This is a genomic window from Huintestinicola sp., assembly GCF_050874005.1.
Lineage (GTDB): Bacteria > Bacillota > Clostridia > Oscillospirales > Ruminococcaceae > Huintestinicola.
In genome coordinates, this window is the sequence record NZ_JBNMJV010000002.1 from 1 (window position 1) to 26,302 (window position 26,302).

The 26,302-nt window shown below is 47.7% G+C and carries 29 protein-coding genes and 1 tRNA gene; 17 read left to right on the forward strand and 13 right to left on the reverse strand.

The window, feature by feature from the left end; translation table 11 throughout:
- Positions 1-138: 138 nt before the first annotated feature.
- Both ACR0QN_RS00965 and ACR0QN_RS00970 read right to left on the reverse strand, forming a co-directional pair.
- On the reverse strand, positions 139-492 hold the full coding sequence (locus tag ACR0QN_RS00965) for a hypothetical protein (protein WP_432649316.1): 354 nt from the start codon (positions 490-492) through the stop codon (positions 139-141).
- 5 nt (positions 493-497) lie between these two features.
- Positions 498-1,415: a hypothetical protein gene (locus ACR0QN_RS00970; protein ID WP_432649317.1), complete on the reverse strand. Its 918-nt coding sequence runs from the start codon at positions 1,413-1,415 to the stop codon at positions 498-500.
- 225 nt (positions 1,416-1,640) lie between these two features.
- Here ACR0QN_RS00970 and ACR0QN_RS00975 point away from each other — a divergent pair, with 225 nt between their 5' ends.
- Positions 1,641-3,167 carry a 4Fe-4S dicluster domain-containing protein gene (locus tag ACR0QN_RS00975; RefSeq protein WP_432649318.1) on the forward strand — a complete coding sequence of 509 codons (1,527 nt, stop codon included), beginning with the start codon at positions 1,641-1,643 and terminating at the stop codon, positions 3,165-3,167.
- Positions 3,168-3,195: 28 nt separating this feature from the next.
- Positions 3,196-3,708, forward strand: coding sequence for a hypothetical protein (locus tag ACR0QN_RS00980; RefSeq protein WP_432649319.1), 513 nt, complete (start codon positions 3,196-3,198; stop codon positions 3,706-3,708).
- 8 nt (positions 3,709-3,716) lie between these two features.
- Here the strand turns inward: ACR0QN_RS00980 and ACR0QN_RS00985 are convergent, their stop codons facing one another.
- Complete coding sequence (locus ACR0QN_RS00985; protein ID WP_432649320.1) at positions 3,717-5,309, reverse strand: NAD(P)/FAD-dependent oxidoreductase; 1,593 nt, start codon at positions 5,307-5,309, stop codon at positions 3,717-3,719.
- A gap of 108 nt (positions 5,310-5,417) precedes the next feature.
- Here ACR0QN_RS00985 and ACR0QN_RS00990 point away from each other — a divergent pair, with 108 nt between their 5' ends.
- Positions 5,418-6,530 (forward strand): hypothetical protein, encoded by a 1,113-nt coding sequence (locus ACR0QN_RS00990; RefSeq protein WP_432649321.1) that lies wholly within the window; start codon positions 5,418-5,420, stop codon positions 6,528-6,530.
- On the opposite strand, the gene ACR0QN_RS00995 is transcribed toward ACR0QN_RS00990, so the two are convergent.
- From ACR0QN_RS00995 to ACR0QN_RS01015, 5 genes are all read right to left on the reverse strand, one after another.
- Positions 6,527-7,363, reverse strand: coding sequence for a DNA glycosylase (locus tag ACR0QN_RS00995; protein ID WP_432649322.1), 837 nt, complete (start codon positions 7,361-7,363; stop codon positions 6,527-6,529). The two genes, ACR0QN_RS00990 and ACR0QN_RS00995, sit on opposite strands and share 4 nt — an antisense overlap.
- A 92-nt stretch (positions 7,364-7,455) precedes the next feature.
- On the reverse strand, positions 7,456-8,130 hold the full coding sequence (locus ACR0QN_RS01000) for a metallophosphoesterase (RefSeq protein ID WP_432649323.1): 675 nt from the start codon (positions 8,128-8,130) through the stop codon (positions 7,456-7,458).
- Between the two features lie 15 nt (positions 8,131-8,145).
- Positions 8,146-9,306, reverse strand: coding sequence for a carboxynorspermidine decarboxylase (gene nspC, locus ACR0QN_RS01005; RefSeq protein WP_432649459.1), 1,161 nt, complete (start codon positions 9,304-9,306; stop codon positions 8,146-8,148).
- Between the two features lie 75 nt (positions 9,307-9,381).
- Positions 9,382-9,570, reverse strand: coding sequence for a DUF896 domain-containing protein (locus ACR0QN_RS01010; protein WP_432649324.1), 189 nt, complete (start codon positions 9,568-9,570; stop codon positions 9,382-9,384).
- The gene (locus ACR0QN_RS01015; protein WP_432649325.1) at positions 9,563-10,960 is read right to left on the reverse strand and encodes a tRNA(Met) cytidine acetate ligase; all 1,398 of its coding nucleotides are present in this window, start codon (positions 10,958-10,960) and stop codon (positions 9,563-9,565) included. The genes ACR0QN_RS01010 and ACR0QN_RS01015 overlap by 8 nt, the downstream gene beginning before the upstream one ends.
- A gap of 315 nt (positions 10,961-11,275) precedes the next feature.
- Here ACR0QN_RS01015 and rpmE point away from each other — a divergent pair, with 315 nt between their 5' ends.
- The 8 genes from rpmE to ACR0QN_RS01055 all read left to right on the forward strand — a co-directional run bounded on the left by rpmE (position 11,276) and on the right by ACR0QN_RS01055 (position 18,563).
- Positions 11,276-11,479, forward strand: a complete 204-nt coding sequence (rpmE, locus tag ACR0QN_RS01020) for a 50S ribosomal protein L31 (RefSeq protein WP_178726512.1) — start codon at positions 11,276-11,278, stop codon at positions 11,477-11,479.
- A 66-nt stretch (positions 11,480-11,545) separates the two neighbouring features.
- Complete coding sequence (locus tag ACR0QN_RS01025; RefSeq protein WP_432649326.1) at positions 11,546-12,175, forward strand: YigZ family protein; 630 nt, start codon at positions 11,546-11,548, stop codon at positions 12,173-12,175.
- Positions 12,176-12,274: 99 nt separating this feature from the next.
- Positions 12,275-13,270 carry a deoxyguanosinetriphosphate triphosphohydrolase gene (locus ACR0QN_RS01030; RefSeq protein WP_432649327.1) on the forward strand — a complete coding sequence of 332 codons (996 nt, stop codon included), beginning with the start codon at positions 12,275-12,277 and terminating at the stop codon, positions 13,268-13,270.
- Between the two features lie 35 nt (positions 13,271-13,305).
- Positions 13,306-15,060: a DNA primase gene (gene dnaG / locus ACR0QN_RS01035; RefSeq protein WP_432649328.1), complete on the forward strand. Its 1,755-nt coding sequence runs from the start codon at positions 13,306-13,308 to the stop codon at positions 15,058-15,060.
- Positions 15,061-15,093: 33 nt separating this feature from the next.
- The gene (gene rpoD, locus ACR0QN_RS01040) at positions 15,094-16,173 is read left to right on the forward strand and encodes an RNA polymerase sigma factor RpoD (protein ID WP_432649329.1); all 1,080 of its coding nucleotides are present in this window, start codon (positions 15,094-15,096) and stop codon (positions 16,171-16,173) included.
- 27 nt (positions 16,174-16,200) lie between these two features.
- Positions 16,201-16,623 carry an RrF2 family transcriptional regulator gene (locus ACR0QN_RS01045; protein ID WP_432649330.1) on the forward strand — a complete coding sequence of 141 codons (423 nt, stop codon included), beginning with the start codon at positions 16,201-16,203 and terminating at the stop codon, positions 16,621-16,623.
- 174 nt (positions 16,624-16,797) lie between these two features.
- Positions 16,798-17,313 (forward strand): RNA polymerase sigma factor, encoded by a 516-nt coding sequence (locus tag ACR0QN_RS01050; protein WP_432649331.1) that lies wholly within the window; start codon positions 16,798-16,800, stop codon positions 17,311-17,313.
- The gene (locus ACR0QN_RS01055) at positions 17,313-18,563 is read left to right on the forward strand and encodes a hypothetical protein (RefSeq protein ID WP_432649332.1); all 1,251 of its coding nucleotides are present in this window, start codon (positions 17,313-17,315) and stop codon (positions 18,561-18,563) included. The genes ACR0QN_RS01050 and ACR0QN_RS01055 overlap by 1 nt, the downstream gene beginning before the upstream one ends.
- 116 nt (positions 18,564-18,679) lie before the next feature.
- Here ACR0QN_RS01055 and ACR0QN_RS01060 read toward each other — a convergent pair whose 3' ends face one another.
- Positions 18,680-19,159 carry a YfcE family phosphodiesterase gene (locus ACR0QN_RS01060; protein WP_432649333.1) on the reverse strand — a complete coding sequence of 160 codons (480 nt, stop codon included), beginning with the start codon at positions 19,157-19,159 and terminating at the stop codon, positions 18,680-18,682.
- A gap of 124 nt (positions 19,160-19,283) precedes the next feature.
- Between ACR0QN_RS01060 and ACR0QN_RS01065 the strand changes: the two genes are divergently transcribed.
- From ACR0QN_RS01065 to ACR0QN_RS01090, 6 genes are all read left to right on the forward strand, one after another.
- Entirely contained in the window at positions 19,284-19,535 is a 252-nt protein-coding gene (locus tag ACR0QN_RS01065) for a hypothetical protein (protein WP_432649334.1), read from the forward strand.
- 25 nt (positions 19,536-19,560) lie between these two features.
- Positions 19,561-19,929, forward strand: coding sequence for a hypothetical protein (locus ACR0QN_RS01070; protein WP_432649335.1), 369 nt, complete (start codon positions 19,561-19,563; stop codon positions 19,927-19,929).
- 26 nt (positions 19,930-19,955) lie between these two features.
- Entirely contained in the window at positions 19,956-20,342 is a 387-nt protein-coding gene (locus ACR0QN_RS01075) for a hypothetical protein (RefSeq protein ID WP_432649336.1), read from the forward strand.
- Positions 20,343-20,450: 108 nt separating this feature from the next.
- On the forward strand, positions 20,451-20,813 hold the full coding sequence (locus ACR0QN_RS01080; protein WP_432649337.1) for a hypothetical protein: 363 nt from the start codon (positions 20,451-20,453) through the stop codon (positions 20,811-20,813).
- A gap of 10 nt (positions 20,814-20,823) precedes the next feature.
- Complete coding sequence (locus tag ACR0QN_RS01085) at positions 20,824-21,186, forward strand: hypothetical protein (RefSeq protein WP_432649338.1); 363 nt, start codon at positions 20,824-20,826, stop codon at positions 21,184-21,186.
- A gap of 13 nt (positions 21,187-21,199) precedes the next feature.
- Positions 21,200-21,508 (forward strand): antibiotic biosynthesis monooxygenase family protein, encoded by a 309-nt coding sequence (locus ACR0QN_RS01090; RefSeq protein WP_432649339.1) that lies wholly within the window; start codon positions 21,200-21,202, stop codon positions 21,506-21,508.
- A gap of 110 nt (positions 21,509-21,618) precedes the next feature.
- Here ACR0QN_RS01090 and ACR0QN_RS01095 read toward each other — a convergent pair.
- The 4 genes from ACR0QN_RS01095 to ACR0QN_RS01110 all read right to left on the reverse strand — a co-directional run bounded on the left by ACR0QN_RS01095 (position 21,619) and on the right by ACR0QN_RS01110 (position 26,165).
- Positions 21,619-21,705 (reverse strand) — tRNA-Leu (locus tag ACR0QN_RS01095).
- A gap of 75 nt (positions 21,706-21,780) precedes the next feature.
- Positions 21,781-23,379 carry an ABC transporter substrate-binding protein gene (locus ACR0QN_RS01100; protein WP_432649340.1) on the reverse strand — a complete coding sequence of 533 codons (1,599 nt, stop codon included), beginning with the start codon at positions 23,377-23,379 and terminating at the stop codon, positions 21,781-21,783.
- A gap of 22 nt (positions 23,380-23,401) precedes the next feature.
- On the reverse strand, positions 23,402-23,929 hold the full coding sequence (nrdG, locus tag ACR0QN_RS01105) for an anaerobic ribonucleoside-triphosphate reductase activating protein (protein ID WP_432649341.1): 528 nt from the start codon (positions 23,927-23,929) through the stop codon (positions 23,402-23,404).
- On the reverse strand, positions 23,919-26,165 hold the full coding sequence (locus tag ACR0QN_RS01110) for an anaerobic ribonucleoside triphosphate reductase (RefSeq protein WP_432649342.1): 2,247 nt from the start codon (positions 26,163-26,165) through the stop codon (positions 23,919-23,921). Before ACR0QN_RS01110 ends, nrdG begins: the two co-directional genes overlap by 11 nt.
- Positions 26,166-26,302 lie beyond the last annotated feature (137 nt).

A 26,302-nucleotide genomic window follows, 5' to 3' on the forward strand; every position in this document is an offset into this window, starting at 1 on the left:
AAGATCACAGAACGAGCGGCTGCAGGCTCAGCCTGCTAAATCATAATTTTGGGACACCGTGTTTGTATCGTTACCGAGCCGTCAGTCTGCCGCCCGAAAAGATCACAGAACGAGCGGCTGCAGGCTCAGCCTGCTAAATCAGAAATCCACCGCACCAAGCTTTGTGTACGCCTTGCGAAGAACATCCTTGGAAATTTTATATATACCGCTTGCCATTACGGGCTTGTCAAGCTTCATAAGACGGAAAATCACATAATTTTCCTCGTGTCCCTTGTCGGAATAAAAAGCCGCTTCAATATATTCGCTTTTTAGAGCATAGTAATTCACAGGCTTCAGCTTCAGAAGATATTCCTCGCTTTTGTCCATCTCACCGCAAAGTGCCTCAAAATCATCGGCAACATAGTTAACAAGCTTGCATTTCATCGAAGCAAGCCGTTTTTTAAGCGGCTGCTCCTTGGGAGACTTTTTCCTGAAAATATCAAATAGTCCCATAACCGTCACCTTTTATTTCCCAGCAGCGCTCTCAGCATATCCACCCTGAGCCTGTCTCTATGCTCGGGCTTTACAAGATAATAAAGATAGCTTTCAAGGATATTTACGGGGTGCATAAGCCTGCCCTCTATCTTGAAATTCTCAAAGCCCATAGGCACATATTTCTCGTATATATCCCGGGGCGAGATGTGCGTCTCAAAAGCAAGTGTGTCGTAAAAATTAAGATCGGTATTCGGACAAGAAAACTCCGTATCGGGAATGGGCTTCATCATATCACGTTCCGAACCGAAAACCTGCCTGTTAAGCTTAAACTGCAGCTCTCCCAGAAACTCATAATGCTTTTTTCTCCGCCTGCAATGGGGCGTGCAGTAGGAATTTACAAGCAGCTCGATCTTATCCTTGTGGGGCAGGGTCTCAAGCTCGTCAAAGCGGTTGTTCCAGTTGTAATCTAGAACCACAAGCTTGTAGTCCTTCTTAAGCTCGGAAAGAAGCTGTCCCCTGTCCTCTATCTGCTTAACGGTAGAGGAAATAAGCGGGTACTGCGGATAATTTTTCCTGATATATTCCTCCAGAACGGGAACATTCACGATGATTTCATTAAGCCCGTTTGCCGCCGCCTTTGTTATCATATTGCAGAATGGGTCGGAAAGATGCTTTTCGGTGACAAGAGGGTTTGTGAAGGTGTACCTTATGGGAATGCCACGTGAGTTATACTCCTTGATGATAAAGTCGATAAACTCACGTCTGACAGCGCCCACCGCCGCCCTGCCCCCGTTCCACGCCGCAGGAGGGAAACAGCCATATGACGAAGCGACCTTAATGCCGTCATAAAAAAGCTCGGGACGTTCCTTTATTGCGTCAATAAAGGCAAGATTCATTTTATAATTGCCGCAGAAATCGGGCAGATGAAAATTTATGCTCATATTTTTTCCTCGCATATTACTGTAAAGCCATATAGATTATAATACCATTTTAACAGATTTTTCTTTCCTCGTCAATAGCTTTTGTGTGGATTTTAACAAAAATTATCAGAAAGCTGCAGTCCCGAAAAACCTTTGCCTGCCTTGACATTTATACGATTTGGGTGTAAAATAAAACTATGATTTTCGTCCCCGTTTTACGACCATACGGAAAGGAATTTTAGGATCATGAGAGGAATATATTCATCTGTCACAGATATGCGCCGAAAGGTTTTCACCGAAGTCGCAAGGCTCGCCTACGAGGGCGGCGATTATACAAGAATGGAGGATCTGCCCTACAAGATAGTCCCGGGAGACGTGGCAACACACCGTGAGTCCATTTTTCTCGAAAGAGCAATCGTTGAAGAACGTCTGCGCCTTGCAATGGGTCTGCCGCTCAGAAGTGTAAGCGAGCACGCTCCCGTCTCCAAGGGCGTGAACGAAAGCGCAATTGCCGAAAAGTACTACGATCCCCCTCTTGTAAATATCATCAGCTTTGCCTGCAACGCCTGCCCCACAAAGCATTACCACGTTACCGAGGTATGTCAGGGCTGCTTTGAAAATCCCTGCAAGGAGGTATGCCCCAAGGGAGCCATACAGATACGCCACGGCAAATCAAAGATCGACCAGGACAAGTGCATAAAATGCGGAAGATGCAAGGACGTGTGCCCCTATCACGCCATATTAAAGGTTGAGCGTCCCTGCGCAAAAGCCTGCGGAATGGATGCCATCGGCAGCGACGAGCACGGCAGAGCAAAGATAGATTACGATAAATGCGTTTCCTGCGGAATGTGCCTCGTAAGCTGCCCATTCGGAGCCATAGCCGACAAGGGACAGATATTCCAGCTTATTCACGCAATAAAAACTGGCAAAAGAGTAGTTGCCATAGTAGCCCCCGCATTTTACGGACAGTTCGGACCCAAGGTAACTCCCGAAAAGCTCACCTACGCAATGAGGCAGCTGGGCTTTGACAGCGTTGTGGAGGTAGCTGTGGGAGCAGACCTCTGTACCATTGAAGAAGCCAAGGACTTTGTGGAAAATGTCCCCGACAAGCTGGATTTCCTTGCTACCTCCTGCTGTCCCTCCTGGTCGGTAATGGCAAAGAAGCTTTTCCCCGAGCTTGCAAAAAATATATCAATGGCACTGACACCAATGGTTCTTACAGCCAGACTTGAAAAGAAAAAGGATCCCGACTGCCGCATAGCCTTTATCGGACCCTGCGCCGCAAAAAAACTTGAAGCCAGCCGCAGAACCATACGCAGCCACGTGGATTTCGTCCTCACCTTTGAGGAGCTTATGGGAATGTTCGCCGCAAAGGAGGTAGACCTTGAAAATATCCCCGACAGCGAAAATGTACCTCTTAACGAGGGAACAGGCGCAGGACGAGGCTTTGCGGTAAGCGGCGGAGTTGCGGGAGCAGTAGCCGAGGAAATAAAGCGCATCGCCCCCGACAGAGAAGTCAAGGTTGCTTCGGCGCAGGGACTTCATGAGTGCAAAAAAATGCTCCAGCTTGCAAAGGCAGGAAAATACAAGGGCTATCTTCTTGAAGGAATGGGCTGCCCCGGGGGCTGTGTGGCAGGCGCAGGAACCCTTTGCGCCGTAAACAAGGCGACCATAGCCATTGACAAATACAAAAAGCAGGCTGACAAGCAGACTGCTTCCGAGACCGAATATGTAGCCGACCTTGATGTGCTTGAGAAGGACGATCTTGACTAAAACTTCATCAATACAGGAGGACGATCATATGGGCAAAAGAGCAAGACAATACATAGGAATAATTTTGGCAGTAGTGATATACTATGTCATTCACGAGGGCGCACATCTGCTGACAGCCCTTGCAATGGGCGTATTCAAGCAGATAAACTTTATGGGCATAGGCGTTCAGATAGATGTCTTTAACGACAGAATGTCCGATTTTCAAATGGGCATTTTCTGCATTGCGGGAGCGGCAGCAAGCCTTATAGGAGCATATATCCTCCTTGCCCTCAGAAAAAGGATATGCAGCGCAAAAAGCCCCGTTTTCCGCTCTGTTATGTATTATACATCAATAATTATGCTGCTCCTCGACCCCGTTTATCTAAGCATTCTCTGCGGCTTTTTCGGCGGCGGAGATATGAACGGCATATCCCTGCTCATTCCCGAAGCGGCGGCAAGGATAATATTCGGTGTGCTGCTTGTTGTTAATGCTTTTGTTTTTATCAAGGTCATACTCCCCGAATATAAGGCTTCATTTGCGGATAATACAGATAACCAATAATGCTAATTTTATTCCGGCTTAAACTCCCTCATGACCGCACAAGCCTGCCTTACTCCGTCCACCGCCGCAGACATAATTCCCCCCGCATAGCCCGCACCCTCACCGCAGGGATATAACCCCTTGACCGATAAGCTGCACATATCCTCTCTTCGTGGGATCCTCACAGGAGAGGATGTTCTTGTTTCGGGAGCCGTAAGCAAGGCACCCTTGTCCCCGAAGCATGCCATTCTCTTTGAAAATACCCCAAGTCCGACCCTCATCATATCCGTAACAAAGGGCGGCAGAACATCGTCAAAATTGCAGGGAACAACTCCCCTTGCATAAGTCCCCGTAACCGTGGGAGAAACTATCCCGCCCTTTCCCTCAAGAAATGCGCCGACAGTAGAAGCGGGAGCGGCATAGCTCTTTCCGGCCGCAATAAAAGCCGCCCTCTCTATCTTGCGGACAAAATCCACTCCGTCTAAAACTCCCCCGCCGAAATCATCGGGAGAAACGCTGACCACCAGAGCCGCATTTGCATTCTTCCCGTCTCTCGCAAACTCGCTCATACCATTTGTGACCACCGAATTTTCCTCACTCTGAGCAGGCACCACCGTTCCCCCGGGACACATACAAAACGTGTAAACTCCCCTGCCGTTTCTCGTGTAGCTAAGCTGATATTCCCCCACCGGCAGAGCAGGGTCACCCGAATGAATGCCGTACAGACTTCTGTTAACACTCTCCTGTGTATGCTCTATCCTCGCCCCCACCGCAAAGGGCTTAGGCTCCATAGCTATCCCCTTTGAATACATCATCTCAAAGGTGTCTCTTGCGCTGTGACCCACCGCAAGAATAAGAGCGGAAACGGGAATTTCCTCCCCGTTCATCGCCACGCCGCATATGCTCCCGTTTCTGACAATAATATCCTCCACCCGTGAATTGAACCGAACCTCTCCCCCAAGCTCGGTTATCCTCTTGCGGATATTTTTGACAACACCTCTCAGCCTGTCCGTGCCTATATGTGGCTTTGCCTTTGTAAGTATCTCCTCGGGAGCGCCCATTTCTACAAGCCTTGCCGAAACGAACCTGCAAAGAGGGTCTTTGATGCGAGTGGTGAGCTTTCCGTCGGAAAATGTGCCTGCGCCGCCCTCTCCGAACTGTACATTTGTCTCGGGAGAAAAGCTGCCGCCCTTCCAGAAACCTGTTACCGCCTCAGTCCTGCTGTCAACATCTGCACCCCGCTCAAAAACCACAGGACAGTACCCTGCCTCTGCCAGCACAAGCGCCGCAAACATTCCCCCGGGACCAAATCCCGCAACAGCAATTCTCCCCTCGGGTATTTTTTCGCCCGAAATAACAGGCACAAAGGGTGAAATGTCAACCAAAGCGCAGTTATCCCGCCTGCCGCATATCTTCCGCTCCTCCTCGGGACTTTCAAGCTCCGCCCAGACCGAGGAGACCGTCCGTATATCGTTTTGCTTTCGTGCGTCAAGGGATATCTTGTGTATCCCCGTCCTCACCGCACATTTGCGGGAAATGCCTGCTTTTTTCAATGCGGCGGCAATGATATCCCCGTCACCCGTTCCCACAGGCAGGGAAACGCCTGAAATGATAATAGCCATATTACTCCTTAAAATTCACAATTATTTTACAACTTTCGTGTAACCTTTTGCAGATGAAATTTGTTTTATAAGTAAAGGGTAAAATTACCCTGGAATGGAATGATGAATATGAAAAAGCATTTAATGATATTTCTGACCGTCCTCGCTCTCACCGCCTGTTCAAAAGCAGAAAACGAACCGCCCGAGGATACCGATATCATCACCGAGACAGAACCCACCATAATGACCGAGGCCGAACAGACTGCCAAACCGCCTGAAACCGAAACAACGGAAACCGAACCGACCTCTATCCCCTTCAAACCGCTCACCGAAGAGACCGTGACATCGGAAACAGCCGCTCAGACCGAAACTCAGCCAACCGTCACTCAAATCACCGAAGCCCCCTCACCCGTCAAACTATCCTTCCGCATAAAAATGACAGACCGCACAAGGGGCGAGCTGTGCGAGGACTCATTTTTCGGCAAAAAGGGCGACCCCGTAGATATCACCGTACCCAAAGGAATGTACACCACAGACAGCGGCGAAATAGTCCTGACCATCTCGGAAAACGCCGTCATTGCGGAGACCTTCCCCTGTCAGATATCCGACCGGGACATCGTAAATATCGAACCTGTCTCTGCCGACCGCTTCACCCTCACCGTAACAAGCACAGCCGATACATACATCATCGGCACTCTGAACGAATATACAGTCTTCGGGGACAAGGGAGAGACCGTCCTCGTAAACGTCCCCTCAGGCAAAAAATTCGAGGTAAGCAATATAATCGAGATCGAGCTTGACAGCACCGCCGAAATAACCGACCTTATGCTCCAAACTCCCGACCACGAAATCGAGCAGGGCAGCAAACAGATAAGCGGCAGCTATTCTCTGAGGATAATTACCAAACCCGAACCTGAAAGTATCGCAGGCAGCGAAATAATATCCGAAAGTGAACCCATCATATCATCCTGGGAATTTGTCGAGACCTCCGTTACCGAAAGATACGCCGATTATACCTTCACCGCACGAATGACAAGCTCCGCCGAAGGCATACTCACACAGGATACCTTCTTCGGAAAATCGGGAGACAGATTTCGGATAGACACATCATCAAGCTATATCCCTTTCTATTCCGAAAATACCGACGTAACCATAACCCTCTGGAGCGACGCCTACATCGGCATAACAAGCAGTATCATAATACCGGGCACAGCCATATATTCCGTCGATGTATACTACTAAACCTCAGGAGAAATAATATCCTCCCCCGCCGTCCTGATGTAATGGAAAAGATACTGTTGGGCAATGCCCTCAACACCCTTCACACATTCGGGCAGACCATTCGGATAAAACCTCTCGTTGACTCTCTTTATCCACACATCAACGGGATAAGCGTCAGTCTTGTAAAATCCGAAAAGCAGCACGCACATCGCCACCTTAGGACCAATTCCCTTAACGGTCATAAGCGCCTTCTTAGCCTCTTCCGTAGGCATTTTGGCAATGTCCTCAAGTCTCACCTCACCGCTTGTCACACGCCTTACGCAGTCCTCAATGTACTTCGCCCTAAAGCCTGCCCGAAGGGTTGCAAGTTCATCGGCAGTAACACCCTTCATCTTCTCAAAATCGGGAAATCCGCCGTACATCTCGCACAGCCTGCCGATTATCCCCTTGATACGGGGAATATTGTTGTTCTGGGACAAGATAAAGGAAATCAGACACTCCTCCCCGTCCTGCTTTAAAAGCCTTACACCCTTTGCATATCTGCAAGCCTTTGATAATGTCTCGTCCTCGGAAAAGCGCCGCTTCAGCTCGCCGTAATCCGTTCCCAGGTCGAAATAGTCGAACCATATATTCAGAAAATCCTCCTTGGAAACTCCGTGAAGAATGAATTTTCCGCTGTCACGCTCCGTCTCGGAGACAGTCAGCGGTATATTTTTGAAAAATCCCTTGTATGTACGGTAATAGTCGGAGGGAACAGCCTCCCACCTGAAAGCCTGACCGCAGTCAAGAGTATCATCAAGGGACATATTCTCCTCAAAAAGAATAATGCCCTCTTTTTTAACTTCGTAATCCATAGCCTCGTCCTTTTTATATAATAGCACAAATATTCTGATTTGTCAATCCGCAAATCAAACAAACTTTCTGCTATTATTTCAGTACATTTGTATCATAAAATAATATACGGCTCGTCAAAAACCGCCGCATATTTGGGCGGAACAACTTTATTTTTATGAAGCTTACCAAAGAACCACAGCTTGAAGCCCACCTCATTTTTCAGCTTGTCAAAATAAATATTCAGCCTGCTCATAGGAAGGCTGCCCGACCTGCCCATATCTAAAAACTCCGCAATAGAGCCGGGCGGCTCGTGAGTAAATATGTAATCAACCTTGTCCCCTAAAGCGGATAACCTTTTCCTGCCCTCGTCAAGATGTTCCTCGTCGGGAAGTTCCTGCTCCCACCAGGTGTCATTTTCGATACGGGCGTCAATGTCCGAAGCCTGACCGCCCCCGAAAACGAAAGCCTTTTTTCCGTCAATGTCAAAGATCTCCCCCGAGGAAAGCATAAACAGATTGCCGCATATATGCCGCCCCCTGCCGCCAAGAAACTCCTCCTCGGAATATTTTTCCAGCAGGTCGTAATTGTCGTGACTGCCCGCAAGAAAAAGGGTAGTGAACCGCTTTCCGCCTATCTTTTTAAGCACAGCCTTTTCCTTGTCCGAGCCGTCCCACACAAATCCGAAATCGCCGCAGATAATAAGGAAATCCCCCTTTTTAAGCTGCTTCACCGACTTGTGGGAAAAACGACTGTAATCGCCGTGAGTATCACCCATAACGCAAATCATATCAAAAACCTCGCATTACAATCTGCCCTTGAAATCCCCGTAGCCGAACTCCCGTTCAAGGTTCATTCTGCCCTCCGTATCAATGCGGTAGATCGAAGGCAGACCGATACCGTTAAAGGTGTTGTTCTTGCACATCGTGTAAATGGCCATATCGCAGAACACAAGCCTGTCACCAACGGAAAGGGGCTTGTCAAAGGAATATTCCCCGATAGAATCCCCCGCAAGACAGGTCGCCGCACCGATAAAATAAGTATACGCCTTTTCGCCAGTCTCACCTGCCCCGATTATCCTCGGACGATAGGGCATTTCCAGAACATCGGGCATATGACAGGCGGCAGAAGCGTCGATTATGGCGTGGGAATGTCCTCCGCTCTCATAAACCTCGAGAACGGTAGCCACCAGCCACCCTGCATTAAGAGCACAAGCCTCACCCGGCTCAATATACACCTGAACACCGTACTTGTCCTGCACATAGCTTATAACTCTCACAAGCCTGTCCACATCATAGTCATCTCTTGTAACGTGATGACCGCCGCCAAAATTCACCCACTTCATTTTCGGAAGATACTTTCCGAACTTCTCCTCAAAATGCGGGATAGTCCTCTCAAGAACATCACTGTTCTGCTCGCACATAGTGTGAAAATGCAGTCCGCTCAGACTTCCAAGCATTTCCTCCTCGAAGTCCTCCGCCTTGACACCCAGACGGGAAATTCCTGCACAAGGGTCATATATGGCAGTCTCGATCTCCGAATATTCGGGATTTACTCTCATACCGCATTCTATCTTTCTGCCATTTTCAGCCGCCTTATCCAGCATAGGCTTGAATCTTCTGAGCTGAGCAAAGCTGTTGAATACGATATGACCGCAGATCTCGGTTATCTCTTCAAATTCCTCGGGACGGTATGCAGGAGAAAAAATGTGAACTTCCTTCCCCTTCATTTCCTCATACCCCAGCCTTGCTTCAAAAAGACCGCTTGCGGTAGTGCCGTCAAGATACTGTGATAAAAGCGGATAAGTGCTGAACATTGAAAACGCCTTCTGCGCAAGAAGCACTTTGCACCCCGTCCGCATTGACACGCTTCGGAGTATCTTCATATTCTTCTCAAGCAGTCTTTCGTCCACCACATAGCAGGGCGTTTTTACCGAGCTCACATCAAAACCGGGCATAGAGACCATCCTTTCCACATTCAAAAATACTGTCGGCAATGGAGCGCACGAAGGCACCCGCAAACTGTCCGACAGTATCATAAATCATTTTTTATTATCGTCCGCAGCGTCAACAAACTCGATGTTGTCAAGCTGAGATTTCAGATTAGCCACAACGCCCCTGCGGAACTCGAAGCGAAGCTCGGTCTGCTCACGCTTCTCCTCATCGGTGAGGCCCTGCTCACGGGATTTTCTTGCAAGCTCGTTGATACGGTCAATTTTTTCCTTAGTCATTGCTGTTGTCCTCGGACTCGGGCTTATCCTCGGAGGAAGCTTCCTCGGCAGCCTTTGCTTCAGCAGCCTTGGCAGCAGCTCTCTCGGCTCTCATCTTTTCAACTTCTTCGGCTGTACCGGACATAGCCGTAGTTTTCATATCCTCGGGAAGCTCGGAAACAAATCCCTCGATCTTGTCAAAAGTCACCTTGCCGGTAAAGTCCATACCGCTGGGACGGATATTTCTTGAACCGATAGTATAAATATCGCTGGAAACTGTAGTCATACCGACTGCACGCATAACATTCTTGTTCTGCTTGCCTGCCTCAACGAAATCCTTGAGGGAGGAGCTGAAAGGAATGGAAAGCTTGTCCTCGGGAAGAGAACCTGCCATTTTAAGAATTTCCGCACCCTTGTCATTAAGAGCAAGGATACGTCCGAAGGTAGGAGGAACCTTGAGGTCGTCTGTTCTGATGCCGAAGAGGGCATTGAAAAGTATCCTCTTGATACGGGACATAGGATAGCGCTTAACCTTTATCTTGTCGAGAAGATCTTCAAGAGATGTAGCCACTCTTGCAGCCTGGAATATTCTGTTCTCAAGGCCCTGACCAACATCGGGAGTCATAGAAAGCTCCTGAGGAGACATTGTTCTCAGACGATAGAGAATTACTCTCTCAAAATTCTCAAACCAGCAAAGAAGCTCCTTTTCCTCATACTCTGCCACAGCGTCGGCAGTCTCCTTGGGAACGAATGCGGAGAAATCCTCGCCGTCATCAATAAGCTGACGGATATAGCTGCCGCTGGCAATAGTGGAACTGTGGCTGTCGGAGTCGTGCTCAGCGCCCTCACGCTTAACAGTAAAGGGCTTTATCTTGTCAAGAAGTCCCAGAATTTTAAGGGACTTGATATACTCAACAGCAAGGATATTGTTGGGAGAATTAAGGATATCGCCCACCATAGGACCATACTTGTATGACACAAGCTGATGAACAGCGTCGGGGAAGGGAATGCCCTGTTCCATAAGGGGCTTGATGTTCTCGGGAGTAGTTACCTCCTGAACAGCATCAGCGCACTGAGAGAGCTGCTCAATGCTTCCGCACTCGCTGCCGAAAGAAATTCCCTCAACGCATCTGAGTGCGCCCAGCAGCATAACGCCGCAGCGTGCAAAAAATTCTGCATTTGCAAGGCTGTACTGAACAGGCATTTCGATAACAAGGTCAACGCCGTTCTTGACAGCGATCTCGGCTCTCTTGAACTTGTCCATAAGGGCAGGCTCGCCTCTCTGAACGAAGTTTCCGCTCATAACAGCAACAATGTGAGTTGCACCGGTCTGCTTCTTTGTCTCCTCTATCTGATAGATATGACCGTTGTGAAAGGGATTGTATTCGCAGATAATTCCGTAAGTTTTCATTATTCGACCGTCCTTTGAAAGTAATTGGAAATAAACGGTAAACGCAAATCATAACAACATTTACCCATAATAATCTTTATTATATCACACATTAAAAATATTTGCAAGGGATATTTGAAAAAAATACTCAAAACATTTCGACGTCTGCTCATTCACAAAAAATTTACAACAAAATTTTAAAACCCCTTGCAATATGCAGAATAATGTGCTATAATTTATATCCGTAAATGATTATGTAGCACTACTGTCCGAAGTAATGTGATGGGCTGCTATGTCGGTCATATTATTTTCAGATGAAAGTGAGGTGCTCTGACAATGAGAGAGGGAATTCACCCCAATTACGTTGAAACAACCATCACCTGTGCTTGCGGCAACGTGATCAAGACCCGTTCCACCAAGGAGAATATCCGAGTTGAAATCTGCTCCAAGTGCCACCCCTTCTACACAGGCAAGCAGAAGCTCGTTGATACAGGCGGACGTGTTGACCGTTTCAAGAAGCGTTTCGGTATGGACAAGTAATGTCAGAATTTATAAATTGCCTGCGTAACATAACGCAGGCAATTTTTTTAGAAAGGGGTTTTCAAAATGAACGCTCCCGATTATCAGACGATAAAAGGCAGCGCCGAGGCTTCCTTTACCGAGAAAAAGTCCGAATTTATCGGCTATATCCGCCACGTTGAAACAGACGAAGAAGCGGTGGCTTTTATTAACGAGATACGAGGGGTGCACCGCAAGGCGACCCACAATGTCTACGCATACATTCTCCGAAACGGCAGCGTTACCAGATACAGCGACGACGGCGAACCCCAAGGAACCGCAGGAGTGCCTGTTTTTGAGGTACTCCGCAAAGAGGGGCTGACAGATGTGTGCTGCGTTGTGACACGTTATTTCGGCGGCATACTTCTGGGGGGCGGCGGTCTTGTGAGAGCCTATTCCCACAGCGCAAAGATAGCCATAGACGCCGCAGAGCCTATGATAATGCGCTCCTGCTACCCATTTGAGATAACCGCCGATTACAACCTCTACGGCAAGCTGACAAATATCCTCCCCGAGTTTGAGGTAAAGATAACCGATACCCGGTTTGCGGATAATGTAACTATTTCGCTCTTGTGCCGTTCATCTCTTGCCGATGCCCTGACCGAAAAGCTCATTGATACGGCAAACGGCCGGATAACTGTGCAGAAGGGCGAAGAATCCTTTGAGAATTTCGCATAATTTTGTGCACATCTACAAATATTATTTTCAAAAAAAGTTTTTTCGCCTTTTTTGAGTATATATATACAGATTGCGATTTTGGGGAAAGGGTTGATATGTATGACTATTCGTGAAGAGCTTGAGATAATCGAGTTGGGCACTCTCTGTGAGGACGCCTGCACTTCCAAGCACACAGGCAGACGGGTGCGCCCCGAGCCGAAATGCCCTATCCGCACAGAATTTCAGCGTGACAGAGACCGCATACTCCACTGCAATGCCTTCAGACGGCTCAAGCACAAAACTCAGGTGTTCCTCTCCCCCGTAGGCGACCACTACAGAACAAGGCTCACCCATTCTCTTGAGGTATCACAGATAGCAAGGACTATCTCACGGGCACTCAGACTTAATGAAGACCTCACCGAAGCCATCGCATTAGGTCACGACCTGGGTCACACACCCTTCGGTCACGCAGGAGAAGCTATCCTCAATGAGATATGCTCCTTCGGCTTCAAGCATTATCTGCAAAGCGTAAGAGTGGTGGACTATATCGAGAAAAACGGTATGGGTCTTAACCTTACATATGAGGTAAAAAACGGAATTGCCTGCCACACTAACAGGACAGCCGTTACCAAGGAGGGCTGTGTTGTCCGTCTTGCCGACAAGATCGCATACATAAATCACGATATTGACGATGCCCTCAGAGCAGGCGTTATCACCGAGGATATGCTCCCCGAAAATGCGGTAAGCGTTCTCGGGCATTCAAAGAGCGAAAGAATAACCACCCTTATAATGTCGGTGGTAAAAAGCGGCGTTGAGGAAATAAAGCTTGAGGATCACATCAAAGCCGCCGAGGACGAGCTTTACGCCTTTATGTTTGAGCACGTTTATCACAACAACGCTGCCAAGGACGAGGAAGTCAAGGCGAAAATGCTTGTGGAAAAGCTCTTCCGCTATTATTTCAAAAACCCCGACAAAATGCCCGAGGAATATAAAAACATTATGAACCGTTTCTCCAAGGAGCGGGCGGTGTGCGATTATATTTCGGGTATGAGCGACGGCTATGCCATAAATCTTTATAACGATCTTTTCGTGCCGAAATGCTGGCACATTCAGTAAATTCTCTTGGCATTTTCCCGAAAGGAGGCTGACCTATGCCCCTGCCCGAGGATTTTATAATGCAGCTTAAGCAGAATAATCCCATTGAGTCGGTGATGAGCTCATACGTGAGCCTGAAACGAAGCAGCAGGGATTATGTCTGTCTCTGCCCCTTTCATTCGGAAAAGACCCCCTCCTGCCATATAAACGTAGGAAAGCAGTTTTTCCATTGCTTCGGCTGCGGAGCAGGGGGCGATGTCATCACCTTTGTGATGAAAGCGGAAAATCTTGAATATATTGAAGCTGTGCGCTTTCTCGCTCAGCGTGCCGGAATGAGTATGCCCGAGGAAGCAAAAAACAACGACCTCAGCAGGCTCAAAGCCCGAATACTTGAAATAAACCGTATGGCTGCCCGTTATTTTCATCAGACCCTGATGAAGGACAGCAGAGGCGAAAAGGGCAGGCTGTACTTTAAATCCCGTCAGCTAACCGTCAAGACCATCACCAAATATGGTCTTGGCTATGCCCCCGATGAATGGCGGTATCTCACTGACTATCTGAAATCTCAAGGCTGCACCGAAGAGGAGCTTATTGCCGCAAACCTTGCAAGGCATAGTCAGAAAGGCGGTGTTTACGACAGCTTTCGTGACAGGGTGATGTTCCCCATAATCGACCTGAGAGGAAATGTGATCGCATTCGGCGGAAGAATAATTGACGGCGAGGGTCCCAAGTATCTTAACTCCTCGGACACCCCCGTTTTCAAGAAAAGCCGCAATCTTTTCTCCCTGAATTTTGCCAAGCGGTCGGACGAGCGGCGGCTCATTCTTGCCGAGGGCTATATGGACGTTATCGCCGTCAACCAGGCAGGCTTTGAAAATGTGGTAGCCACTCTGGGAACAGCTCTCACACCCGAGCAGGCAAGGATAATGTCCCAGTACGCCGACGAGGTGATAATCGCCTACGACTCGGACGGAGCGGGACAGAAAGCCACTCAGAGAGCCATAAATCTTCTGAGCGAGGCAGGAGTAAGAACAAAAATAATCAAAATGGAGGGCGCAAAGGACCCCGATGAATTTATCAAAAAATTCGGCGCACTCCGTTTCAAGCAGCTCCTTGACAACTCCGACGGAGCCATAAATTTCCGTCTGTCAAAATGCGGAAACGACCTTGACCTTGACAGCGATACGGGACGGGTGGAATATCTGAAACGCTGTGTTGACGTGCTTTCACAGATAGCCTCCCCCGTAGAACGGAGCGTGTATATCTCGAAGATAGCAAAAGAGCAGAACATTTCACGGGACGCTCTGGAGCTTCAGGTGAACTCGGTTATCCGCAAGAGGATAAACGCCGACAAAAAGCAGAACTGGAACGAGATACGCACCTTTTCCGAAAAGCGAAAGACCGACCCTGCGGCGGTGAATTTCCCCAAGGAATATAAGGCGGAGCAGGGCATTATCGCTTACCTCTGCGTTCACCCCGAGGAGCTTTCATATGTGGAGAAAAATCTGTCTCCCGACAGCTTTCTGACAGAATTCCACAAAAAGGTCTATGAAAAGCTGATATCGGGTATGAAAGAGTCGGCGGATTTTAACATATTATCGCTTCAAAGTGAATTTCCTGCCGATGAAATGGGCAAAATAACCGGGATATTATCGGAAGCCCAGACCCTTGAACTGAACAGAAATGCCGCCGAAGATTACATAAGGATACTTAATGAACGGCGTGAACGGGAGCAGTCGGCGGCTCCTCCCTCGGCGCTTTCCGATGACGATTTTCTTTCTCTTGCGCAAAAAATACGCAGCAGAAAATGATCATAAATACCAACCGAAAGGACTGTAAAATATATGAACAATACAGATAAGGCTATGGAGACCCTGATGGAACAGGGCCGTGCTCACGGCAGACTGACCACCACCGAGATAAACGACGTGATGGAGAAGCTTGATCTGGACGTTGACCAGATCGATTCGTTCTACGATAACTGCCAGAGTATGAACATTGATATCATCGAGGACTTCGACGCAGAAAAAGAGCTTGCAATAGACGATATCTCCTTACAGGACGACCTGGAGCTTGCTCTTTCCACCGAGGGCATCGCTATTGACGACCCCGTAAAGATCTATTTAAAGGAAATAGGACGTGTTCCCCTGCTTACTCCCGAAGAGGAGATACAGCTTGCAGAGCGTATGGCTGTAGGCGATGTAAAGGCTAAGCAGAGACTTGCCGAGGCAAACCTTCGTCTCGTTGTTTCCATTGCAAAGAGATATGTGGGCAGAGGTATGCAGTTCCTCGACCTTATCCAGGAAGGAAACTTAGGTCTTATAAAGGCTGTTGAGAAATTCGACCACACCAAGGGCTTTAAGTTTTCCACATACGCTACCTGGTGGATAAGACAGGCAATCACAAGGGCTATTGCCGATCAGGCAAGAACTATCCGAATCCCCGTTCATATGGTGGAGACTATTACAAAGGTCAAGAAGGCTTCAAGCCAGCTCCTTCACAAGAACGGCCACGACCCCTCTCCCGAGGAGATATCCGAAGAGCTTAATCTCCCTGTTGAAAGAGTACGTGAGATAATGCGTATCGCACAGGACCCCGTTTCTCTTGAAACACCTATCGGTGAGGAGGAGGACAGCCACCTCGGCGACTTTATCCCCGATGATGACGCCCCTGCACCTGCGGACGCCGCTTCTCTCATTCTTCTCAAGGAGAAGCTTGGAGAAGTGCTTTCCACTCTTACAGAGCGTGAGGAAAAAGTTCTGAGACTTCGTTTCGGTCTTGAGGACGGACGTTCCCGTACTCTTGAGGAAGTCGGCAAGGAATTTGACGTAACAAGAGAGCGTATCAGACAGATCGAAGCAAAGGCTCTCAGAAAACTCCGTCACCCCAGCAGAAGCAAAAAGGTCAAGGATTTCCTTGACTGATAACGCCGAAAGGAATGATAAAATCAGATGTGTCTGACTCTCGAATCGGATTACGCTGTCAGGATAATCGGCTGTCTTGCCGCCGAAAACAAGCGTATCGACGCAAAAAATATATCAGAACGCACAGGCGTCAGTCTGCGCTTTTCACTTAAAATTCTGCGAAAGCTCGTGTCCGCAGGTCTGGTAAGGTCCTATAAGGGTATGCAGGGCGGCTATGAGCTGGCAAAGGCTCCCTCGGAGATAACGATGCTTAGCGTTATCGAGTCGGTGGAGGGTGATTATTACCTCAACCGATGCCACGAAGAGGATTTTGTATGCACAAGAGGCGCAAAGGGCTGCTGCTGCTATCAGAATGTGTTTAACGAGATAAGCGAAATGGTCAACAAAAAGCTTGCCTCCTGCACCTTTCAGGATCTTCTGAACGATGATAAAAATTCCGCAGCAAAATAATACTTATGATTCATAGTTCTCCCTGTCCCTGATGGGGAGAATTTTTATATAGGCAATATCAACAAATATAGCATTATAAGTTTGTGCAGCATTTTATAATGTTTTTTGAAAAAAATTGTGCTTTATGATTGTTTATATATCAGAAGCGCTTTAAAGACAGGGGGAACCTACGATATGTATTCCGGCTCAAAAGGTACCTTTGACGACGGATACATCAGATATGTGCTTGACGCCTACTCGGAGCCGATAATTAGACTATGCTTCTCCTACGTCCGTAATATGCACGACGCAGAGGATATAGCGCAGGAGACCTTCTGCGAGATAATCAAGCGAAAGCCCGTTTTTACCGATGAAAATCACGAAAAAGCGTGGCTTATTAAAACTGCGGTCAACAAGTGCAAAAATCACCTTAAATCGGGCTGGGTAAGCAAAACAAGCTCAATAGATGATAATTTGTCGTCCCCTGCTCTCGGGCAGGAGGACAGCGGTCTTGACGATACCTCCAGGGCTGTATTTGACGCTGTTATGGAGCTTCCTGAAAAATACAGAACGGTCATCCATATGTATTACTACACGGGACTCAGTATCGCAGAAATAGCCGCCGCAAATGGGATCAGCACCGCCGCCGCAGGCACAAGGCTTGCCAGGGGACGGGCGCTTTTAAAGAAAAAACTGGGAGATGATTTCTGATGCCCGATTTTTCGGATAAATACAAAAATGCCCTTGAATATCAGGAAATATCTCCCGATTTCAAGGAACGGACAGCAAGACTTATGACAGAGCTTCGTGACAGCGAAAAGCTTATTCCCGAAACAGCCGAGGAAAACCTGCCTTTGGCAGAGCACATCAGCGTTTCGGGAAATGAGATAAAGACATCACGCAGGATAAAGCTTATCAAGGTGATATCCACCGCAGCGGCGGCGGCAGCCTGCCTTACGGTAGGCGTTGCGCTGAACAATGCAGGCGTTTTTGACAAGGACTCAGACCCATCGGTCATTGCGACAGACGGTATCGTTACCGAAGCTACGGACATTATCGAAGCCGAGATAACTGCAGATGAAAGCTTTTCCGAAGATGTGCTTACAACAGAAGGAGCAGCAATATCCGAATATGCGGAAACAACGGCTCCCGAAACAATATCGCAGACCGCTTCTCAAAGCGTAAACGAGACAGAAGCGGTTACCGAGATCTCCGCCGTGACAGAAACAAAAGCAGATACAAAAACTCAAGCGGCAGCAATTTCGGCTGAAACCACATCTGCTCCTGGCGAAGGACCTGCCGCAGAAGATGTTGACGAAATGATCGAAGAAGTGCCCGTGGGAGCTGCTCCCGAAGCACCTGTGGAAGCCGCACCCGTAGAAGGTGCAGGAATTGCCCCCTACGCATATGACAACGGTGAAAACGAAAACAAGCTGCCGCTGGAAACTGTACTGATACTTGAGCCTTTTTCTGAAGAAGCCGAGGCGGAAGAGGAAGCTGACAGCGAAAACGATGAGGAAATTGTTGAGGAAGCTCCGACAGACATCACATCTGCCGCAGATAGATCCAGAGCAGCGTCATTTTCTCCCAAAGAAGCAGTTTCCGAATTTCCTGCACAAAACTCCACGGCGGTGATAACTCCCACATTTGAGGACATAAATTCAGAGGACGGAACAGTTGTGACATACGAATCCAAGGAGGTCAGAAGCGTTACAAAGCTATTGAACCTCAACAAGGAGCTTTCCGCATATGCCGAGGAGGGAGAAGGCTCTCTTGCAGAAGAAGCCCCCTCGGACAGCCGCTACATTATCGACTACGCTGACAAACAGGGAAATGCCATGCGTATTTATATGGGCAGCAGATACATCTGCTTTGCCTACGGCGGCAGCTTTTACACCTTTGAACTGACAGAAGAGGAGTACAATGAGCTTGACGGCGTGCTGTTCGGGCTTATATCGTAATATTTCTACTCTCCCCTGCTGTGGGATATATCAGCAATTTATGTTCTGTTAAAAAATGCGCTCCATATTGGGCGCATTTTTTGTATTTTCAGATGCTCGTAAAAAATATTTTGTTCTCACACATTGGCAATATTTGTAATTATCCCCGCAGGAGTAATATCTATCCACCCGAATGAGGGGTCCTCATAATCTCTCGGGCAGGAGCAGCTTCCGGGATTGAGCATATATATCCCGTCCTCAAGGCTCTCATAGCGGCAATGGGTATGCCCGAAAAGAACTGCTTTGCAGCCGTTGTCCCTTGCAAGAGAGCGGAGCATTTCAGTCCCGTATTTCACGCCGTAAAGATGACCGTGAGTGCAGAGTATCTTCACATCTCCCGCTGAGATTATTTCAATATTCGGAGACATCGACATGTAATCGCAGTTGCCTGCAACGTGTCTTATGTCAAGATTAGGATATTTAAGTCTCATCATATCAAGCTCCCGTTCACCGTCTCCTAAGTGAACGAAAATATTTCCCGTATCTGCCGTCTTTTCAAAAATTCTCTCCAGAGCATAGCTGTCTCCGTGGGAGTCGGACATTGCAACAATTCTCACATTTATTCTCCTTACGCATATTATGATATCAGGCGGTCGTTCTGTTTTTCTTTATCATAACATAAATATATAAAGAAAATTCGGAAACATTCTGAACAACAATTTTTGAAAGGCAGGATAACTTATGGATATCAAAGGAACTAACCCTCAGAACGTGGACGCTCTGCTTAAAACCGTAAGCGGCAAGCTGGGCATTCCTCCCGAAAAGCTGAGACAGGAGCTTATGCAAGGCAAATTCGACAATGCAATGAAGAATATGAAGCCAGAGGAGGCTCGGAAATTCAATCAGGTGCTGTCAAATCCACAGCTCCTTGAGAAGATGATGAGTGCGCCTCAGGCTCAGGCTCTTTACAAAAAGCTGACGGGCGGCAGATAATACGCTTTTTGGGGAGGTGCCGATTATGGACAATATGAACGAAATGCTTAACTCCGTTCTCGGCGATCCCGAAAGCCTTCAGCAGATAAAGGAGCTTGCCGATCTGCTGAATAGCGAGACGGAAGGCGGCACGGAAACAGAGCCGCCTGCTCAGAAATCCTCCGAGGACAGCTCGGGTGGATTTGACCCTGCAATGCTTATGGGTCTGATGGGTGCGGTATCGGCGGCAGGAAGCGATGACAAAAACCGTGCGCTTATACTTGCCCTGAAGCCCTATCTCAGCTCGGAGCGGCAGGCAAAGGCAGACAAGGCGGTGAAGCTTCTGAAAATGTACGCCGTTTTTTCCGAGCTGAAAAAAAGCGGTATGCTGGGAAATCTGGATAAGCTTCTGTAAATTTTATCGGAAAGGGTGTGGACAAATTGGCTGAAAATATTCCCTACGGGTATGCTCCCCGAAACAGCGGACTGCTTCAGCGTCCGGGACAGCAAACGCAGCAGCGTCCGCCCTCGGGAAATATGCGGTATAATGCAATGGGAATGGCTCCGCCCCGTCCTCAGCCGTCAGTTGGCAGAGAATATCACCCCAATGCCCCGATGCAGAACACATCTCAGAATACAAGCACCGCTCAGAAGTCACCCGACACTCTGCCCGATGAAAGCAAGCCGTCAAGGAGCGATCCCCTTTCATTTCTCGGCATAAACGGTCTCGACAATGAAAAGCTCATTCTTATCGCACTTATTGTGATACTCGCAAGAAGCGGCGCAGACTGGGTGATACTTGCGGCGCTTATTTATATTATGATGTGATACTTATTGATGAAAGTCTCTTTCCGTTTTTCGGGAGAGACTTTTTTCGGGTATCTGTTGACTTGACCGTCAGTATATGTTATGATGATGAAAAGGAAGGTGAGCGGTATGACAGCTCAGAATGCTAAGACAGTCACATATTCAAAAAAGCATAAGGACATTGTGAAAAGCGGTATTTGTGAAATCCGCAGGGTGCTTTTCGGCTCGGACTCTGCGGAGACCGACAGTCTTTTGTTCTGCCTTGATTATTTTCTTGACCCCTATTACAAGCAGGACATTCCCCATAAAGACGAGGTCTTTACTCTCCTTGAAGAATTTGCGGTAACGTCAAAAAATGCAGAGCAGGTAAACGATGCTTTGCAGCTTCTGAATTACTGTCCCCGTCCCCTGCCCGTCCTCGAAAAAAATTTTGAAAACATTATAGAGGTCGAAAAAGAGTACGCAATGTACGTCCTCCACCCTGACACGTAAAGGAGACATTATGAATAAAGCCGTAATAAAAAATATCACAAAACAGCTTCTGCTTGCCTTCGGGAGCATTGCCCTGTCCGCAGGTGCAGTCCTGCTAATAAGCGTTTGCTCGGACAACGGCATTGAGGCGTTTATCCTGAGCCTGTTTGCCGTTCCCGTCACAACATTTTTATCCTCAGCATTTTCCGCCGCAATTTTGAAGAAGCGTGACATATGGCTTCCCGTAATGCTTGCAGCAGTTATTCTCGGTATGGTTTACCTTATCGGAACATTCGGGACAGCGTATTTTCCATTTGCCCTGTTTGAACTTATCGGATTTGCGGGAGGATATTTTCTTGGGGTATATATCGGGAAAAGAAGAATAAAAAATTAAAGGAGTTTTTTCAATGAGCATAACCGTAAATCTTTACTACACAGGCACAGGCGGAAACGCCCGTAAATTTGCGGAGGAAATGGAATCGAGCGGCATTGCCGATGCTGTCAGAGCCGAAGAGGGCAACGAAAAATATGAGTATTTTTTCCCTATGAGCGACCCCGAAACGGTGCTTCTTATAGACCGCTGGAAAGATCAGGCTGCCATTGACATTCATCACAAATCGGAAATGATGAAAAAGATCGCAATGCTCAGAGACAAGTACAAGCTTCGGCTAAGAGTTGAACGGTATATTGACGAGCCGAAGGATAACAGCAAATAAATTCTCCGTTTTCTGACCGAGAAAAACACTAGGACACGAAAAAAAGTACACGAAAAAATGCCCCTTACAGAGCAAATCTGCAAGGGGCTTTAAATGGCTTCGTTAAGCCTTGGTGCGGATAATGTGACTTGAACACACACGGTATTGCTACCACTAGAACCTGAATCTAGCGCGTCTGCCGATTCCGCCATATCCGCATTACTTAATTATTATACACCTATTTTTTACTGTTGTCAAGCGCAAAGCATAATTTTACATTTTGTTAACATCTGCTATTTCTTGGCATATTTAAAAAACATAGTCTCGGTGTATGGGTCAAAGTAAATATCACGGGACTCGGTCAGGCACAGCAAATACTTTTTTTCATAGGCAAGGGGCAGGGCATATGCATTATCAATAATGCGGTCCTCGGCATTTTTTATGATATCCTTTTTTTCGTTAAGGTCTGAACACCGCTGCATACGGACAATATCATCTTCAAGCTCCTTATCCTCAAATCCGCAGGCTTCATAAACGCTCTCAAGAAAATTCTCGGCAAGGTTTATGTCTCCGGTGATCGTATCAATATAAAAGGTCTCCTCCCCCGACTGCAGCGCTTTCCGGAAATCTTTCTCATTCATAAAAACCGGAGAACAGTAAAGCTCAAGTTTTTCCTCAAGGTCTGAAACCACCGAATAGGGTATGGATTGAGATTTAAGAGCGTCCGAAGCCAGCAGGATACTGCTGTTGAAATCCGTTTCGGGATGCTCGGAAACCATTTTCTTCCATACCGCTGCCGAACCCTTTATCCCCCTTTCCGACTGAGGGAACAGCTCCCTGAAGCTCTTATTTGAAACGGTTATCGCCTCGGGAACGATATCCCAAGCCAAAACGGAATCATCGCTCAGTTCCGCCGCCATTTCCGATTTATCCACAGCCGAGAAAAACGCCTTTCTCACTTCAACATCATTAAACGGCTCAATATCCGAATTTAGAAAAAGGCAGGCGGTACCGCAGACGTATTCCTTGATGTAATGATCCCTTGCAGTATTTTTATCATACTCAAGGATTGTCCGAGCAGCATAAGCGTCCGTCTCGAAATTTTTGGATTTTTCCGCACTTGCTCTCTCGTCTGTAATGATGATATTCACCAGCTGCGGATATGTCCGATACCCATCGGAAGAATTGCAGTTTATCCTTTCAAGGGTAATGTGATTGTCCGTCCAGTAGGGGTCATAGTTCCAGTCGCTGATGTAAAATGCGCCGCAGGAATAGGTATCTGCCGCAGACAAGCCGTATCTTCCCCTTGTGGACAGGAAAATCTCCTCATTGCAGGGTGCGGCGGCGGTGTGCGACATAAGCTTTAGGAAATCGCAGTCGGGATACTCAAGCTCTATCACAAGAGTATGCTCGTCCTCTGCACGCACACCAAGCTCCGACTTATCTTTAGCGCCGCCGTAAACCGCCTTGCTGTTTTTTATGCAGGAGAAAAGCTCTGCATAGGGCGAATGAGTACCGGCGTCAAATATTCTTCTGAAAGCGTATTCGTAATCGTAAGCTGTCAAGGGCACTCCGTCCGTGCCGTTCATTCCGAACCAGCAAAGCCCCTCTCTCAGCTCAAATGTATATATGAGACCGTCCTCCGAAACGCTGTAGCTTTTTGCCGCACCGTTTATGAGCCGTCCGTCTCCGTCCGTATCCATAAGCAGGGCATAGGTGTTCCTGATAACGAACATCGACTGCTTGTCTACCGCCATCTGAGGGTCGAGATTTTGCGGATTATCCGAAATTACGGCATAAAACTCCCCGTCCGCACCGTCGTCCTCTCCTCCGCAGGCGCAAAAGGACAGCACAGCAAGAGCAGCCGTAAAAAATAAAGCCTTCCTGTTCATACCGTCCCTCGTTTCTTATATTTTAAATTTCAGCCGTTACAGCCCTGCCGAACTTTGCAGATTTTTTTATGTCAATTATCCTCTGATTTCTGCTGCCACGAAATTTGAGTGTCAGATCTCTTTCAGCTAAAATAAAAGGACCGTCCACAAGATAGTCACACACATCAAGAAGCTCTCCGAAAGAGTTTTGGCTGTCGGAGTTTTCTTTCAGATATTCATAGGTATATCCGCTGTAGGTAATTATATTAAGCCCCTTTTTGCGTATCATTCTCCCGAGTTTGGAAAGAGCCTCCGCCTGACAGAAAGGCTCTCCCCCGCTGAATGTGACCCCGTCAAGAAGAGGATTTGCATTTATCCTGTCCATTATCTCCCCGAGAGTAATTTCAGTCCCCCCAGAAAAATCGTGAGTCTGAGGGTTCTGACAGCCCTCACAGTTATGGGGACAGCCCTGAACAAAAACGGTAAGCCTTATTCCGGGACCGTCGACGATAGAGTCGTCTGTTATCCCCGCAATACGCAGTCTGACATTATTTTCCGTATCAGTTTGCAATTCTCTTTATCCTTTCGTGAACATAGCCGTGCTCTTCCTCACGCCTGCCGCATTTGGGACAGACATCGCCTATAATGCCCGTATATCCGCATACGGGATCTCTGTCAACGGGGTGGTTTATGGAGCCGTAGCCGATACCCGCTTCTTTCATACAGCGGACTATCTTTTCAAATGCCTCCAGATTGTTCATCGGGTCGCCGTCAAGCTCCACATAGCTTATATGTCCCCCGTTCGTAAGCTCGTGATAGGGCGCTTCTATCCTTATCTTTTCAAATGCGCTGAGCTTGTAGTAAACTGGGATATGGAAAGAATTGGTATAATACTCCTTATCCGTAACTCCCTCGATGCTGCCGAATTTTTTTCTGTCCATACGCACAAATCTGCCCGACAGTCCCTCGGCAGGAGTGGCAAGAAGTGAGAAATTCATTCCCGTGCGAATAGATTCCTCGTCCATACGCTTTCTCATTCGGGTAACTATCTCAAGTCCCAGCGCACGTGCTTCTTCGGACTCGCCGTGATGCTTTCCTATAAGCGCCTTGAGACATTCCGCAAGGCCGATAAATCCCATTGACAATGTGCCGTGCTTTAACACCTCGCCCACCGTATCATCGGGACTAAGCTTCTCGGAATCTATCCACACGCCCTGTCCCATAAGGAAGGGGAAATTCCGCACTTTTTTCTGCGCCTGTATACGGTATCTGTGCATAAGCTGCTCGCATACCATATCCATTATTTCCTCAAGGCTGTCGAAAAAGGCGCCCACATTTCCGTTGGCTTTGATTGCAAGTCTCGGGAGATTTACTGAGGTAAAGCTAAGATTTCCTCTGCCCGTAACTATCTCACGCTCGGGGTCGTAATGGTTGCCGATAACTCTCGTGCGGCAGCCCATTGTGGCAATCTCGGTATTGTAGTCCCCGGGCTTGTAATACTGCAGATTGAAGGGCGCATCGATAAAGGAAAAATTGGGGAAAAGTCTCTTTGCGGACACTTTGCAGGCAAGCTTGAAAAGGTCGTAATTTTTATCCTCGGGGTTGTAATTTATCCCCTCTTTTATCTTGAAAATGTGAATGGGAAAGATGGGCGTTTCACCGTCTCCGATGCCCGCTTCATTGGCAAGAAGGATATTTTTTATGACCATTCTGCCTTCTGTAGTGGTGTCAGTTCCGTAATTTATGGAAGAAAATGGAACCTGTGCACCCGCACGGCTGTTCATAGCGTTCAGATTATGGATAAATGATTCCATTGCACGATAAGTTTCCCTGTCCGTCTCCTTTAAGGCTTCGGTACAGCAGTAGGACTGTATCCGCTCCGCAGTTTCCCTGTCTGTCATCTCAAGAAGCTTTGAAAGCTCTGCCTCTTTATAGCCGTTATTATTATCCATAACGGGGTAAATATTCTCATCGGAAAATATCTCCCCTGCTATCCTTTCAGCCGTCTTCTCGGCATTTTCACAGCCGCAGAGAAGCTCCAGACAGCGAGCCTCATTCTCATAATATTTTTTTCTGTAGGTTTTTGCCACGCCCTGAGCCATTGCATAATCGAAATTCGGAATGCTCTGTCCGCCGTGCATATCGTTCTGGTCGGACTCAATTGCAATGCAGGCAAGCGCTGAATAAGACAGGATATCATTCGGCTCTCTCAGATGTCCCTGACCCGATGAAAATCCGTTTTTGAAAAGCTTGATAAGGTCTATCTGACAGCAGGTGGCTGTAAGAGTATAATAATCCATATCGTGGATATGGATATCCCCCTCCTCGTGCGCCTTTGCAATAGCAGGGTCGATAACGTACATACTGTAGAACTGCTTTGCGCCCTCCGAGCCGTATTTGTACATCGTACCCATTGCCGTATCGCCGTTTATATTGGCGTTCTCACGCTTTATATCGCTGTCTCTTGCCGCCTTGAAGGTAAGATTTTCGTAAATCTTCATCAGTTTTGTGTTCATCTCACGTGAACGGGTGCGGTCGGAGCGGTAGAGGATATACGCCTTTGCAGTCTTTGCGTGCCCCTCCTCCACAAGCACCTTTTCCACCAGATCCTGTATCTGCTCAACGGTAGGAGTACTGCTGCTGCCGTACTGCTTTTCACACAGGTCGCATACCTTGACCGCAAGCTCCATTGAAGCGTTGTAGTCGGTGCCTCCCACAGCCTCGGCAGCCTTGTATATAGCCTTGGCGATCTTTTCGATATTAAATGTATCTTTTCGTCCGTCTCTTTTTACGATATGAGTTATCATTTTAAAACCGTCTTTCTGAATATTAAAACACAATATATAGTAATATACACACACTAAATTATAGTATATAGTATTTGAGACATCTTGTCAACAGCGCCGATTTACAAAAAGCGACGGCAATTTTGTATAAATTGCCG